13 protein-coding genes are annotated in these 13,817 nt (G+C 63.4%); 6 read left to right on the top strand and 7 right to left on the bottom strand.

Going from position 1 to position 13,817, the window contains the following annotated elements:
- Window positions 1–26 precede the first annotated feature (26 nt).
- From ACVIIW_RS22760 to ACVIIW_RS22745, 4 genes are all read left to right on the top strand, one after another.
- Entirely contained in the window at window positions 27–875 is an 849-nt protein-coding gene (locus ACVIIW_RS22760; RefSeq protein WP_456702771.1) for an N-acyl homoserine lactonase family protein, read from the top strand.
- 21 nt (window positions 876–896) lie between these two features.
- Window positions 897–2,474, top strand: a complete 1,578-nt coding sequence (locus ACVIIW_RS22755; protein WP_456702770.1) for an isochorismatase family protein — start codon at window positions 897–899, stop codon at window positions 2,472–2,474.
- A 3-nt stretch (window positions 2,475–2,477) separates the two neighbouring features.
- Entirely contained in the window at window positions 2,478–3,104 is a 627-nt protein-coding gene (locus tag ACVIIW_RS22750) for an FMN-dependent NADH-azoreductase (RefSeq protein WP_456702769.1), read from the top strand.
- A 169-nt stretch (window positions 3,105–3,273) separates the two neighbouring features.
- A complete protein-coding gene (locus tag ACVIIW_RS22745) occupies window positions 3,274–4,032 on the top strand; it encodes an SDR family NAD(P)-dependent oxidoreductase (RefSeq protein WP_456702768.1) in 759 nt (252 codons plus the stop codon).
- Window positions 4,033–4,101: 69 nt separating this feature from the next.
- Here ACVIIW_RS22745 and ACVIIW_RS22740 read toward each other — a convergent pair whose 3' ends face one another.
- From ACVIIW_RS22740 to ACVIIW_RS22730, 3 genes are read right to left on the bottom strand one after another with little or no spacing between them, the layout of a single operon-like run.
- Complete coding sequence (locus ACVIIW_RS22740; protein WP_456702767.1) at window positions 4,102–5,121, bottom strand: ABC transporter permease; 1,020 nt, start codon at window positions 5,119–5,121, stop codon at window positions 4,102–4,104.
- Window positions 5,118–6,644, bottom strand: a complete 1,527-nt coding sequence (locus ACVIIW_RS22735; protein WP_456702766.1) for a sugar ABC transporter ATP-binding protein — start codon at window positions 6,642–6,644, stop codon at window positions 5,118–5,120. The genes ACVIIW_RS22740 and ACVIIW_RS22735 overlap by 4 nt, the downstream gene beginning before the upstream one ends.
- A gap of 57 nt (window positions 6,645–6,701) precedes the next feature.
- A complete protein-coding gene (locus ACVIIW_RS22730; RefSeq protein ID WP_456702765.1) occupies window positions 6,702–7,667 on the bottom strand; it encodes a sugar-binding protein in 966 nt (321 codons plus the stop codon).
- Between the two features lie 253 nt (window positions 7,668–7,920).
- Between ACVIIW_RS22730 and ACVIIW_RS22725 the strand changes: the two genes are divergently transcribed.
- Window positions 7,921–9,210 (top strand): ROK family protein, encoded by a 1,290-nt coding sequence (locus tag ACVIIW_RS22725; protein ID WP_456702764.1) that lies wholly within the window; start codon window positions 7,921–7,923, stop codon window positions 9,208–9,210.
- Window positions 9,211–9,234: 24 nt separating this feature from the next.
- Here ACVIIW_RS22725 and ACVIIW_RS22720 read toward each other — a convergent pair whose 3' ends face one another.
- From ACVIIW_RS22720 to ACVIIW_RS22710, 3 genes are all read right to left on the bottom strand, one after another.
- On the bottom strand, window positions 9,235–9,690 hold the full coding sequence (locus ACVIIW_RS22720; RefSeq protein ID WP_456702763.1) for an RbsD/FucU family protein: 456 nt from the start codon (window positions 9,688–9,690) through the stop codon (window positions 9,235–9,237).
- 54 nt (window positions 9,691–9,744) lie between these two features.
- On the bottom strand, window positions 9,745–10,260 hold the full coding sequence (gene msrA, locus ACVIIW_RS22715; RefSeq protein ID WP_456702762.1) for a peptide-methionine (S)-S-oxide reductase MsrA: 516 nt from the start codon (window positions 10,258–10,260) through the stop codon (window positions 9,745–9,747).
- A 106-nt stretch (window positions 10,261–10,366) separates the two neighbouring features.
- Window positions 10,367–10,789, bottom strand: coding sequence for an OsmC family protein (locus ACVIIW_RS22710; protein WP_092226615.1), 423 nt, complete (start codon window positions 10,787–10,789; stop codon window positions 10,367–10,369).
- 317 nt (window positions 10,790–11,106) lie between these two features.
- Here ACVIIW_RS22710 and ACVIIW_RS22705 point away from each other — a divergent pair, with 317 nt between their 5' ends.
- A complete protein-coding gene (locus tag ACVIIW_RS22705) occupies window positions 11,107–12,243 on the top strand; it encodes an MFS transporter (RefSeq protein WP_456702761.1) in 1,137 nt (378 codons plus the stop codon).
- Window positions 12,244–12,297: 54 nt separating this feature from the next.
- Here the strand turns inward: ACVIIW_RS22705 and ACVIIW_RS22700 are convergent, their stop codons facing one another.
- Complete coding sequence (locus tag ACVIIW_RS22700) at window positions 12,298–13,731, bottom strand: NAD-dependent succinate-semialdehyde dehydrogenase (protein WP_456702760.1); 1,434 nt, start codon at window positions 13,729–13,731, stop codon at window positions 12,298–12,300.
- Window positions 13,732–13,817: the final 86 nt, after the last annotated feature.

Genomic DNA, 13,817 nt, shown 5'->3' with positions numbered 1-13,817 from the left:
TAAAGACAGCACAGGGAGCGAAACGAATGGCGCTGGAGATCAAGATCCTGGACTATGGCGATATCGAGCTGGAATCGAGCTTCCTCGTGCTCGGCCGCGATTGCGGCCGCACCCGCCGCGTCCTCACGCTGGGCTTTTTGATCCTCGGCGGCAAATATCCTGTCGTGGTCGACACCGGCTACCGCTCCAACCAGATCATGGAGACGCTCGGCATGCGCGGCTTGCAGTACCACGAGAACATGATCGAGAACCAGCTCGCCCGCCACGGCGTGCGCATGGGCGACGTCCGTTTCGTCTGTCACACGCATCTGCACATCGATCACGCCGGCAAGGACGATCTGTTCCCGATGAATACGACCGTCGTGCTCAACCGCAAGGAACTCGAATACTCCGTCTCCGGGCTGATGCATCCGCAATACCCGGCGCCAGACATCAAGCACCTGATCGACCGCCTGCACACCAAGAGTGCGCTACGCTTCCTCGACCTCGAAATCACCGGGCCCGTCGAGCTGATGCCCGGTGTTTACTGCGACGCGGCCAACGCCCACACCGAGGGCTCGATGAACATCATCGTCGAGACCGCCGACGGCATCGCCACCATCTGCGGCGATGTCATCTACGACTTCAACGACCAGATCGTCACGCCCTTCAACGAGATCCACGACGCGGAGCCGCGCACCACCGGCAATCACGGCACCAGCAAGCGCGCCGAGAAGGCCTCGATCAAGAAGCTGCTCAGCAATTCGCGGTATCTGCTGCCGGTACACGATCGCCCTGCCAAGATCGAAGGCGGCAACGTCGTAGGCCGGCTTCACGACCAGGTCCCGGGCCCGGTCGTGCAGTCCCTGCCCGCCCGCAACTGGTTTCCTGCCTGAAAACGATGTGAGGGCCGACCGATGACCCATGTCACCTTGCGCTCCGAATTCGAAACGCTGATCGACCCCTACGCGCCGGTCGCGCAGGTCGGAACGGGCTTTGATTTCACGGAAGGCCCGATCTGGCATCCGGTCGATCACTATCTGCTGTTCTCGGATATGCCCGGCGACGTGCGTCGGCGCTGGGATGCGCGGCGGGGCGTCGCCGAGGTCAAGCGCCCCTCCAACAAGTGCAACGGCATGACCTACGATGCCGAACTCAACCTGATCGTCTGCGAGCACGCGACCTCGTCGCTGATCCGCGAGCGGCCGGACGGACGCCGGGAGGTGCTGGCCTCGCACTTTGGCGGACAGGAGCTCAACAGCCCCAACGACGTCTGCGTGCACTCCTCCGGCGCAATCTATTTCTCCGATCCCTGGTACGGGCGCATGCCGGTCTATGGCGTCGAGCGGCCGCGCCAGCTCGGCTTCCAGGGCGTCTATCGCGTGGTACCCGGCAGCGAACCGAGGCTCGTGGTCGAGCGCAACCTGTTCGACCAGCCCAACGGGCTGTGCTTCTCACCCGACGAACGCCTGCTTTATGTCAACGACACCGTTCAGGCGCTGGTCCGCGTGTTCGACGTCAACACCGATGGCACGCTGTCGAATCCGCGGGTGTTCGCGAGCGGCATCCGGTCGGAGCTGGAGCCCGGCCTGCCCGACGGAATGAAATGCGACCAGCACGGCAATGTCTGGGTCACCGCCCCCGGTGGCGTCTGGGTCTACTCGCCGCACGGCGAGCTGCTCGGAAAAGTCCGCGTCCCCGAACTCGTTGCCAACCTCGCCTGGGGCGGCCCGGATTTCCGCACGCTCTATCTGACCTCGACGCATTCGGTCTATGCCATCCCGACAAAAACCGGCCCACGCCATGAGCCCTATATGAGCGGCAGGCGCAGTCACGGAGGAACCACGAGCGCAGGCCCGGCGGCTGCGGTTCCCCTCCTTGCCGACGGCGAGCTGCGGCTCGATCCGCAACGCTGCGCCATGATCATCCAGGATTTGCAGAACGACGTCATCATGGATGGCGGCGCGTTCGCCGACTCGGGCGCGCCGGGCCATGCCAAGCAGCAGCACGTGATCGAAAACGTCCGCCGCCTTGCGGAAACTGCGCGAGCCCGCGGCGTGACCATCATCCACGTCTGGTTCGTGGTCGAGCCCGGCGCGCCCGGCGTGACGCTGAACGCGCCGTTGTTCGAAGGGCTCGTCGACAGCAAGGCCATGGTGCGCGGAAGCTGGGGCGCGGCGCCGGTTTCTGGCCTCGAGCCGCGTCCCGGCGATTTCGTGGTCGAGAAGATGCGGATGAGCGCCTGGGAAGGCACGCGGCTGGAGACCATCCTGAAAGCCACCGGCCGCGACATGATCATCAATACCGGCGCCTGGACCAACATGTCGGTGGAGCACACGGCGCGCACCGGCGCCGACAAGGGTTATTTCATGATCGTGCCGGAGGACTGCTGCTCGACCATGAATGCCGACTGGCACTCCGCCTCGATCAACTTTGCCATGCAAAACGTGGCCGTGGTGACCCGCGCGGATGCCGTCATCAGAGCGCTGGGATGAGCGGTGGCGAAGCTGTTGCACCTCTCCTGCTCGCCACGTGCCGATTCCGAGTCGAGCGCGGGCGCGCGGATATTCCTCGACGGCTTCTGCCAAGCCCGGCCCGATTGGGACATCGACGTCGTCGATCTCTGGCGCGAGCGCATGCCGGAATTTGTCGGTCCCATCGTTCAGGCCAAATACGCGCGCATGAAGGGCGAAGCCTTCAATGACGCGCAGCGGGATGGTTTTGCCGAGGCCGAGCGGATGGCACTGCGCTTTGCGCTGGCAGAGCGCGTGCTGATCTCGACGCCGATGTGGAATTTCGGCATCCCCTACAAGCTGAAGCAATGGTTTGACGTCGTCATCCAGCCCGGCCTGACGTTTCGTTTCGACCCGGCGCAAGGCTATCTTCCGCTGCTGAAGGACCGGCCGACGATCGTCATTCTCGCCTCCGGCAGTGACTTCGCCACCGGCATGAACCGCGGCCGCATCGACATGGCAACGCCCTATTTGCGCGAAGCGCTCCGCTTCATCGGCGTCAGTGACGTGCGCTTCGTGCCGATCGGACCGACCGCGGGTCCGGCCGAAGCGATCCGCGCGGCCCGCGATTCCGCCCACCGCCGCCTCGCCGAGATGGCGAAGCGGTTCTGAGCCGTGTTCTCGTTCCTTCGATTGAAGTTTGACTTCGGCGCGTGCCGCGCGTCGATTTGCGGCATGAGCCAGGCCGCTGCAGGACCTAGCACCTCGCGGAAGGAACGACTAAGGTCCCGAAAAGAATCGGGCAGCTATCGCGCCGCCCTTGACAAACGAAGAGGTGCCCATGGCTGCGATCTATTCCGACCTCGTCGACAAGGTCGTGCTCGTCACCGGGGGCGCCGCGGGAATTGGTGCTGCAATCGTTCGACGCTTCGCCGAGCAGAAATCCAAGGTCGTGTTCTTCGACATCAACACCAACGAGGGCCACCGCCTGTCGCGGGAACTGTCAGACCGGGGACTGGCTGCGCATTTCCAGCAGGTCGACCTGACCGACATCCCCGCATTGCGCGCCGGCGTGGTGAAAGCCCGGGAGGCGCACGGCGCGATCAACATCCTCATCAACAACGCGGCGCATGACGAACGGCACAACACCGAGGAGATGACGCCGGAATATTGGGACGACCGGGTCGCAGTCAATCTGAAGCACCAGTTCTTTGCATCGCAAGCCGTGCTGCCGGACATGAAAGCCGCGAACGCCGGCGCCATCATCAATTTCGGATCGGTGTCGTGGATGGCCGGACAAGGCGGCATGGCCGCCTATACCGCCAGCAAATCAGGGGTGATCGGCTTGACGCGCTCGCTGGCGCGCGATTACGGCCCCTACAATATCCGCGTCAACGCGATCGCGCCGGGCTGGATCATGACCGAGCGCCAGCTCGAGAAATGGATGACGCCGGCAGGCGAGATCGAGCTGCAGCAGCGACAGTGTCTGAAGCGCCGGCTGGTGCCGGACGAGGTCGCGAGATTCACCGTCTTCCTCGCGTCCGATGAGGCCTCCGCTTGCACAGCCCAGCACTATGTCGTCGATGGCGGCTGGGTCTGAGGGGATCGCCGCGCCAAGCCGGTGAGATCGGCGAGCGCTAATAGCCCAAGTAGCCCGAGTGCGATCAAGCTACCCGCGTGGCGCGCTCGGTTCTCCCTGCAAAACCGTCGTTTTCGGTGGCGTCCGCGCCAGGCTGGCGAGCGCCATTTTGCGCTGTCGCCGATTCTGCAATTGCCGATCTGCCAGCACACCGACCAGAATGACCGACCCCATGACCGCGAAGTTCAGCGAGTTGGGAATGCCGAGGATATTGACGAGATTCTGCAGAACCTGCAGCAACGCCGTCCCCAGCACGATTCCGAGAATGGAGCCCTCGCCGCCGCGCAGGCTGCACCCACCCAGGACGGCAGCGGCGATCGCATAGAGTTCGTAGAAATTGCCGAAGGAACTCGGCGAGACCGAGTTGGTGTAGAACACGAACATCACGGTCGAGATACCGGCCAGACCACCGCTGATGATGTAGGCGGTCGCAATCACGAAATCCGTGTTGATGCCCGAGAAGCGCGCCGCCTCCTCATTCTTGCCGACGGCGTAGAGCCAGCGTCCGTATACCGAGCGGTGCAGCAGCACCCCAAGGACCAGCGCAAGGATGATCAGGAGGATGAAGGTATTCGGGATGCCCCCAAGATTGCCGGAAGCAATGTTGCTCAGGGTCGCGGCTTCGTCACCGTAGCCGAAGCCTCGCGTGGAGTCGGTCGTGTAGTAGCGCGCGGCCCCGCGGTAGATCAGCAACCCGCACAAGGTCACGATGAAGGGCTGCATTTTCAACCGTGTGATCAGGACCCCCTGGATAGCCCCCAGCACCAGTCCGCCCAGCAATACGGCCAGCAACGCCAAGGGCCAGGGAACCTGGTACGTCGTCAGAAGATCGACGAAAACGACGCCGAGGAGCGCGAACATCGAGCCGAGTGAAAGGTCAATGCCACCGGTGATGATGACAAGCCCCTCGCCGAGCGCAAACACGCCAAACAGGCCGATCAGATTGGCCAAATTCAACAGGTTCACAAGCGACAGGAAGGCCGGATTGATCATGCCCGTGATCACGGAGATCACCGCCAGCAGCAGGAAGAGCCAGAGTTCCTTCTTCATGTCGCGGCACCTTCCGTGATTTCCAGCGTCTGCCCTATCGCTAGCCGCAACACGTTGTATTCGCTAAACTGATCTCGCTCCAGCACGCCGCTGATACCCCCTTCGTGCATCACCGCCACCCGATCGGAAACGCCGATGACCTCTTCCATGTCGGACGAAATCATCACAATCGCGACGCCTCGATCGGCAAGGTCGCGCATCAAGGCGTAAATCTCGCTCTTGGCACCAACGTCGATGCCACGGGTCGGCTCGTCGAAGAACATCACGCGCGGCTTCATCGAGAGCCACTTGCCCAGCACGACCTTTTGCTGATTGCCGCCGGAGAGCGTTACCGCCTCGATGTCGACGCTCGGCGCCTTGATGGACAGGCTTTTGGCCTGTTCTTTCGCGACCTTGCGTTCGGCAGCTCCATCGATCAGCCACATGCGCGCGTAATTCGACAAGTTCGCCAACGTCATGTTTTCGCGAATCGGCAGCTCCAGCACGAGCCCGCACTTCTTGCGGTCCTCCGGCACCAGATAGATCCCGTGCCTGATCGCATCTCGCGGGGAGGCCACAGTGACCCGCGCATTGTCGATCCTGATCTCGCCGCCCAATATCGCGTCGATGCCGAAAGCGGCGCGAGCAAGCGAGGTGCGGCCGGCACCCACAAGCCCGGCGAGACCGAGGATCTCGCCCCGACGCACGGACAAGCTGATCTGCCTGTCGGGAAAAGCGGCGGTCACAAGATTGGCGATATCACAGCCGCCCGCTTCCGGCGCCCGCTTCGGCGGCGTGTACAGCGACTTCAGATCACGGCCGATCATCAGCCGGATCATCGCGGCATGGCTGAGTTCGTTTCGCGCCAACTCTCCCACGGTGCGTCCGTCGCGCAGCACCACGACGCGGTCGGCGCAGGTCATGATCTCACCCAGCCGGTGAGAGATGTAGATGACCGAGATGCCGTGCGCCTTCAGATCGGCAATCACCTCCAGCAGCCGCTCGGTCTCCGAAATCGTCAGGCTGGAGGTCGGCTCGTCCATGATGATCACGCGCGCGTCGATCGAGAGCGCCTTCGCGATCTCTACCATCTGCCGCTGCGCGATCGACAGATTGTCGACCAGCGTATCGGGCGCGAAATCGGCGCCGAGTCGCGCCAGCAGCGGGGCAACGCTGGCCCGCATCTGTGCGTTGTTCACCAGCTTCAGCCGGCCGCCCATGAGCTTCTCGCGGCCTATGAACACATTGGCTGCGACATCGAGATTCTCGAACAGATTGAGTTCCTGATGCACGAAAGCGATGCCGGCCCGCGTCGCCTCGCGCACGGTCATTTGACCGTACTCGACGCCGCCGACGCGGATCACGCCCTGGGTCGGAGCGATCACACCACCCAACACGCGCATCAGCGTGGACTTGCCGGCGCCATTCTCGCCGATCAGGCCCAACACCTCGCCACGGCGCACCGAGAGGCTGACATCGTCGAGGGCCCTGACGCCGGGATAGGTTTTGCCGATCCCAGCAAGCTCCAGCAGCATCTCCGCCATCCGGCGTTTCCTCCGGCACGACATCCGGCGGCCATTGACCGCCGGATGTCGAAGCACTCACTTCTTGAGCAATTCCTTCATCTGTGCGGAGAACTCCGCGACGTTGGACTTGTTGATCACCTTGGTCGGGACGATCAGCTTGCTATCCGCCGGAATCCAGGACTTGTCGCCGTTCAACGTCTTGATGATGTTGGTGGCGGAGAGATACCCGAATTCGTACGGCTGCTGCACGACCGTCGATTCGATGGTGCCGTCGGAGATTCCCCGCAGCGTGCGCTGGTCCTCGTCGAAGCCAACGATCTTGACCTTCCCGGCTTTCCCGGCCGCCTTGACCGCGTCGTAGATCAGCGGCGTTTCGTAACTCCACAGCCCGGACAGCAGCGCAATATCGGGATATTTGACCAGCACGTTCTCCATGTTCGCCTTGGCCTTGGCGGAGTCCACCTGGTCGGTAAACACGTCGACCAATTCGACCTTCGTGCCGGCGATCGCATCCTTGATGCCCTGCACCCGCTCGCGGGCGTTGTCGGCGTCCATGGTTCCGACGAACAACGCGATCTTGCCGCCGTTCGGGAGCGCCTTTTTGATCTCCTCGCCTGCCTGGCGCCCGGCCGCAACGTTGTCGGTGCCGATATAGGCGAGACGCTTGCTTTGCGGCGCGTCGCTGTCCGTGGTGATCAATATGGTCTGAGACGCGACCTTGTTGAGTTCTTCGGTTGCGTGCGGTGCATCGTCGACCGAGATGGAGATGCCGGCGACGCCGCGCACCAGCAGGTCGTCCAGTTCGCGCCGCTGGCCCGCCGCGGTCGCATCGTTGGTGACGATCAACTGGATATCGTATTCCGGATGCTCCTTCTGAGCCTTCTCGAGCCCCCGGCCGGCGATCGTCCAGAAATCGGCCGCGGCATTGGTCACCAGCGCGATGGTTTTTTTCTGCTGGGCCTGGGTCACGCTGGCGGTCATCGCGAGCACAGCTGCGCTCGCGCAGAACGGCAGAATCCATTTCTTCAGTGAACTGTTCATATGCACCTCCCTTTCGTCATGCCGATATCCGGGGTTGACGTCCGGCGCTTGTTGCGCCTTTATTTTATTTTTAGCGTGAATAAATTAAGAAGCAGAAATCGGCTCGTCAAGCGTGATTTTCATGACAGCTTCCCGCAGCAAGGGTCATCGCGGTAAAATGAGGCCTGCCTTCCGTGCGACGACGGCATCGCACTGCGTGCACCGAAAGTCGAATACGCGAGATAATTTCAATAGATGAATTAAAGGATGACAAATGGACGATGAGCCAAAGCCGGCGCGGGCCTCGAGTCTTTCCCGCGTATCGAATCGCGGCCGCCTCATCGAAGCCTTGCGGCGTCAGGGGCCGATGCCGCGCGTGGAGCTTGCACGAAATACGGGGCTGAGCTTCCCGGCCATTTCAGCCATGACATCGCGAATGTTGGCGGAGGATCTGCTGTCCGAAACGGATGCGGCGATGTCCGGGCCGGATGATGCCAACGAGGACGACCCGGACGGCCTGAATGGTCGTCGTCGCGGCCGACCGGCAATACAGCTGACGCTGAATCCGGAGTTCGGCCGTATCATCGCGGTCTCGCTGCGCATGAACTTGATTGAGACCCTGATGGCGGATTTCAGTGGCTCTGGCCTGGCACAATCGCGGCTCGCACTCGAGACCCGCGCACTCGGCGCAGATGCTCTCTGCGAGATCGTGATCGCGCAGATCGATGCCATGCTGGGCGCGACGGACACCCCGCGGAATAGATTGCTGGGAATCGGAATTGCGCTGCAGGGCATCGTCAATGCCGACACGGGCCGCCAGCTATGGAGTCCCGCGCTGTCGGTCACCGACGTCGATCTGGCGACGCCGATCCGCAAGCTGTTCAGGGCCGATGTCGTGACGGCAAACGACGCCGTCCCGGTTGCGCTGGCTCTCGCGGCGGTCGAACCGATACTGGCGGAGGGCGTGGCGGCAACGATCATGGTCGGCCACGGCGTCGGGATGGGCGTGGTCGTCGACGGTGAAGCACGTTGGGGCGTCGGCGCCAGCAGCGAGATCGGCCATGTCAAATTGGCGCCGAACGGGCCGCAATGCCGGTGCGGTCAGCGGGGCTGCATCGAGGCTCATCTCGCCGACTACGCGCTCTACCGTGACGCTCGTACCTTTATCGACCTGCCCCCCGCGATCTCGCAACAGCCATCGGAGGCACAGATGGCCCTGCTGCGAGACAGGGCACGGAACGGCGATCCCCACCTCGAGCAGTTATTCCGGCAGGCCGGCAACGCGCTCGCCGAGGCCGTCGCCGCAACGATATCGGTGCTGCGACCGCATCACGTCGTCCTGGCCGGTCCCGGCTTGCAGGCCTTCGACATGATGCGCAGCGCCTACGAAGAGCGGCTCAAGGAGGCGGTGTTGCCGTGGCTGCTCAAATCCACCGCGATATATGTCCGTCCAAGCAAGTCGGCGGCGATCGTCGACGGCATGGTGCTGCAGACGCTGCGGGTCGTCGATCGCAACTACGCGGAAACGACCGAGCGAACACCCGGCGCTGCGGCCCTGGTTTAAGTTCGCCGATCCGCGAGATGAAGGTCACTCTGCGTCCGGCGCGATGACACCCTTGGAGAACAGGAAGCAGCCGTAGAAGCGGCGCTCACCGGTGGCGATCACGCAATACGCCGCTTTGGCCTTCTCATAGAAGGCATGGCGCTCGACCCCGACCAGCGGCCAGGAGCGTCCCTCGGCGCGGTCGATCGCGGACTGCACCTCGCGTTGCACCGGCGGCACCTCCTGAGGCTGGCCGACGATTTCCATTCGAATCGCGGCATCCTCGACGAACGTATCGAGCGGCATCACCGAAAGAATGGCCTCGATGGCCTTCGCAGTGCTGACATTGTCGATACGAAGCAATTCGCCGAACACGGTCTGGCGCGCGATCGAGTCAGCGGGAAAATTGGTATCGCATACCACCAGGCGATCGCCATGCCCCATCGCGCGCAAGGCGTAGAGCACGTCGGCATTGAGCAGCGGATTGATGCCTTTGAGCATATTGCGTCCCTCCCTCGTCTTCAGAATCGTCGAACTCCGACGTCCGGCTGGTCCCTAGCCTCCCGCAACGGTCGCGCGTCGCGGCAGCTTCCAGTCGGGCCGGATGAAATGACAGGTGTATCCGTCGGGATAGCGCTCGAGATAATCCTGATGCTCGGGTTCGGCCTCCCAGAACTCGCCGGCTGGCGCGACTTCCGTCACCACCTTGCCGGGCCATAGACCCGACGCGTCGACATCGGCAATGGTATCTTCGGCGGTGCGCTTCTGCTCGTCCGACGTGTAGAAGATCGCGGAGCGGTAGCTCGTCCCGAGATCATTGCCCTGACGGTTGATCGTGGTGGGATCGTGGATCTGGAAGAAGAATTCCAGCATGGTCCGGAAGCTGGTCTTCGCCGGATCGAACATGATCTCGATCGCTTCGGCATGACCTTCATGATTGCGATAGGTGGCGTTCTTCACCCGGCCGCCGGTATAGCCGACGCGCGTCGAGACAACGCCGGTCTGTTTGCGGATGAGATCCTGCATGCCCCAGAAGCAGCCTCCGGCCAAAACTGCGCGTTCTGTCGTCATGTGATGGGTTCCTTTTGCTCCGCGTATCGCCCAGGACTTTGCCTTCATCGGGTCGACGCTGGCAAGTCCTGAGCAATAAGTCCTGGTAACGGTTCGCAGGGTTCGCTCAGATCAGCTTGGCATCGAGCGTGATTGTGGCGTTCAGCACTTTCGACACCGGACAGTTCTTCTCGGCTTCGCCGGCAATGCGAGCGAAACCGGCGTCGTCGAGGTTCGGCACCTTGGCGCGCAAGGTCAGCGCCGACTTGCTGATCTTGAATCCCTTTCCTTCGGGATCGAGAGTGACCGCGGCCTCGGTGGATAGCTCGGTCGGCGTGAAGCCCGCGAGTTGAAGACCGAAGGCCAGCGCCATCGTAAAGCAGCCGGCATGCGCTGCTGCGATCAATTCCTCGGGATTGGTGCCCTTCTCGTTCTCAAAGCGCGTCTTGAACGAATATGGCGTCTCGGCGAGCACGCCGGATTCACTCGACAGATGGCCGGTGCCATCGCGGCCAGTGCCCTGCCAAACTGCTTTTGCCTTGCGGATCATGTCGTTCTCCTTGCTTGTTCGGTCGCCCGATGGCGTCCGCGCCCTGGAAGATAGCGCCGGCGTCGCGGCCCAGAGCAAGTCACAAGTTGTGCTCCTTTTTAGAGGATGCTTGCAACTCCTCACAACTCCTAACGCGCCAAGCTGCCCGCCCCGCACGCCCGCCACCCGGACGGGACCGGAAGGGATTATGGCTGACATGCAACGATACAATTCGTCAACGCGTGCCACGGGCGGAACTCTGGCGTTCGTTCTTGGTTGATGATCTAAGCACCCGCTTGCGCCGCAATCGCGCGCGTTTCCCTCCCGGAGTTTCGTTGATGACATCAGCCGACCGGCCGGCGACGCGGCTCGCAACGCGCCTCTCGTTCCTGGTCGCCGGCTTCGGCCTCGCATGCTGGGCGCCGCTGGTGCCGTTCGCGAAGGAGCGGCTCGCCGTCGGTGACGCCCTCCTCGGGCTGCTGCTGCTCAGCCTCGGCATCGGCTCGGTCGTCGCGATGCTCGCCACCGGCCTCTTGAGCGCCCGTCACGGCACCAAGCCGATCGTCATCGCGGGCGGGATCGGCCTCGCTTTGGTCTTGCCCCTTCTGGTCGTCGCCGGCACGCCCGTGACATTGGCGCTTGCCCTGCTCGCATTCGGAGCGGCGCTCGGCTCCATCGATGTCGCCATGAACATCCATGCCGTCGAGGTCGAGCGTGCGGCAGGGGTACCGTTGATGTCGGGCTTTCACGCCCTCTTCAGCATCGGCGGGTTTGCCGGCTCGGCGGTGATGACGGCGCTGCTGTCGTTCCATTTTGGCCCGCTCGCATGCACTTTAATGTGCTCCGTCCTGATGCTGATCGCGATGGCGCTCGCCTGGCCGCGCCTGCTGCGACGCTCGTCACAAGCGCCGGACGGACCTTTGTTCGTGCTGCCGCATGGCATCGTGCTGCTGCTGGCGCTGCTGGCGGCCATCACCTTCCTGATCGAAGGCGCGATGCTCGACTGGGGCGCGCTGCTCGTCATCGGCGAGGGCCTCGTCAGCGCGGCGCAAGGCGGCATCGGCTACATCGTGTTCTCGATCGCGATGACATCAGGCCGGCTTGGTGGCGACGTCGTCGTCGCGCGTGTCGGCGACCGTGCAACGCTGGTCGGTGGAAGCCTGCTCGCGGTCGCGGGCCTTGCGGTGCTGCTGCTGGCACCGGGCGCGGCGATCGCCATCGCCGGCTTTCTGCTCATCGGTCTCGGCGCCTCGAATCTCGTGCCGGTGCTGTTCCGGCGCGCCGCCAGGCAGACCGCAATGCCTACGGGGCTTGCGGTGGCGTCGATCACGACCGCCGGCTATGCTGGTGTTCTGGTTGGTCCTGCCGGCATCGGCTTTGTCGCCCACGCCGTGGGCCTGCCAATGGCGTTCTGGATGCTGGCCGCGATGATGTGCCTCGTCACCCTGTCCGCACGTGCCGTGACCGCGACATAACAAAGCGCGCCACGGCATGCCGTGACGCGCCTTGCAATGAACGTGGTGCGGGCTTTACGCGCTCGCCTGGGTCACGAACTTGGTGTTGAGATAACCTTCGATCGCCTCGAGGCCGCCTTCCGATCCGTAGCCGGAATCCTTGATGCCGCCGAACGGCACCTCGGGCAGCGCGAGGCCATGATGGTTGATCGAGACCATGCCGCTCTCGATGTCGGCGCCGATCGCCTGCATCGTCTTGGTCGAGGTGGTGTAGGCATAGGCCGCCAGGCCATAAGGCAGACGGTTCGCCTCGGCCACGACTTCGTCATAGCTGCGGAAGGATGTAATCGGGGCAAGAGGTCCGAAGGGCTCCTCGTTCATGATACGGGCCTCGCGCGGCACGTCGGTGATGACGGTCGGCTCGAAAAAGAAGCCTTCATTGCCGATACGCTTGCCGCCGGCCTGGATCTTGGCACCATGCTGAACCGCGTCGGAGACCAGACCTTCCATGGCATCGACACGGCGCGGATTGGCCAGCGGCCCCATTCGCGTGTCCTTGTCGAGGCCGTTGCCGACCTTGAGGCCCCTGGCCGCGGCGACGAACTTGTCGACGAAGGGTTGGTAGACGCTTTCGTGCACGAGGAAGCGCGTCGGCGAAACGCAGACCTGGCCGGCGTTGCGGAACTTGTTGGTCGACAGGATTTTCGCCGCGTTGTCGAGATCAGCGTCCGCGAACACGATCGCCGGCGCATGGCCGCCGAGTTCCATGGTGACACGCTTCATGTGCAGGCCCGCGAGCGCGGCCAGATGCTTGCCGACCGCGGTCGAGCCCGTGAAGCTGATCTTGCGGATGATCGGATGCGGAATGAGATATTCCGAGACTTCCGAGGGCACGCCGAACACCAGCTGGACGACGCCGGGGGGAATGCCGGCATCGGCATAGGCGCGCACCAGCTCCATGCAGCTGGCGGGCGTTTCTTCCGGGCCCTTGACGATGATCGAGCAGCCGGCGGCGAGAGCAGCCGAGATTTTGCGGACCGCCTGGTTGATCGGGAAATTCCAGGGCGTGAACGCGGCGACCGGACCGACCGGCTCCTTGGTCACGAGCTGGGAGACGTTGCCCATCCGCGGCGGCACGATGCGGCCATAGGCGCGGCGGGCTTCCTCGGAGAACCAGTCGATGAGGTCGCCGGCCAGCATGGTCTCGCCCTGCGCTTCCACGACCGGCTTGCCCTGTTCCATGGTCATGACGGGCGCGATGTCGGCGGCGCGCGAACGGATGATGTCCGCAGCCTTGCGCATCAGCTTGTAGCGGTCGAAAGGCGAGGTCTTGCGCCAGATATCGAAGCCGGACCTGGCGGCTTCCAGGGCGCGATCGAGGTCCGCCCGCGAGGCGTGCGGGGTCTTGCCGATCGGCTGTCCGGTTGCGGGATTGAGGACGTCCTCCGACTTGCCGGAAGTGCCGTCGGTCCACTCGCCGGCGATGAACATCTGAACTTTCGGGTACATGGCTCTCCTGCATGATTGCGGCGGCCCGACTGACGGCTGCCGCTTAGGTGGGCGCAGAGCTACACTGAAAGGCGGCCGGCGGAAAG

The organism is Bradyrhizobium sp. USDA 4449, from assembly GCF_054056275.1.
This window is presented reverse-complemented; position numbering and strand designations above follow the sequence as displayed.

Bases quoted from the DNA above. Each gene is read 5' to 3' on its own strand.
- ACVIIW_RS22725 (WP_456702764.1), top strand. From the start codon at position 7,921: ATGGACGATGAGCCAAAGCCGGCGCGGGCCTCGAGTCTTTCCCGCGTA.
- ACVIIW_RS22700 (WP_456702760.1), bottom strand. From the start codon at position 13,731: ATGTACCCGAAAGTTCAGATGTTCATCGCCGGCGAGTGGACCGACGGC.
- msrA (WP_456702762.1), bottom strand. From the start codon at position 10,260: ATGACGACAGAACGCGCAGTTTTGGCCGGAGGCTGCTTCTGGGGCATG.
- ACVIIW_RS22755 (WP_456702770.1), top strand. From the start codon at position 897: ATGACCCATGTCACCTTGCGCTCCGAATTCGAAACGCTGATCGACCCC.
- ACVIIW_RS22760 (WP_456702771.1), top strand. From the start codon at position 27: ATGGCGCTGGAGATCAAGATCCTGGACTATGGCGATATCGAGCTGGAA.
- ACVIIW_RS22705 (WP_456702761.1), top strand. From the start codon at position 11,107: ATGACATCAGCCGACCGGCCGGCGACGCGGCTCGCAACGCGCCTCTCG.
- ACVIIW_RS22735 (WP_456702766.1), bottom strand. From the start codon at position 6,644: ATGGCGGAGATGCTGCTGGAGCTTGCTGGGATCGGCAAAACCTATCCC.
- ACVIIW_RS22720 (WP_456702763.1), bottom strand. From the start codon at position 9,690: ATGCTCAAAGGCATCAATCCGCTGCTCAATGCCGACGTGCTCTACGCC.
- ACVIIW_RS22730 (WP_456702765.1), bottom strand. From the start codon at position 7,667: ATGAACAGTTCACTGAAGAAATGGATTCTGCCGTTCTGCGCGAGCGCA.
- ACVIIW_RS22740 (WP_456702767.1), bottom strand. From the start codon at position 5,121: ATGAAGAAGGAACTCTGGCTCTTCCTGCTGCTGGCGGTGATCTCCGTG.
- ACVIIW_RS22745 (WP_456702768.1), top strand. From the start codon at position 3,274: ATGGCTGCGATCTATTCCGACCTCGTCGACAAGGTCGTGCTCGTCACC.
- ACVIIW_RS22710 (WP_092226615.1), bottom strand. From the start codon at position 10,789: ATGATCCGCAAGGCAAAAGCAGTTTGGCAGGGCACTGGCCGCGATGGC.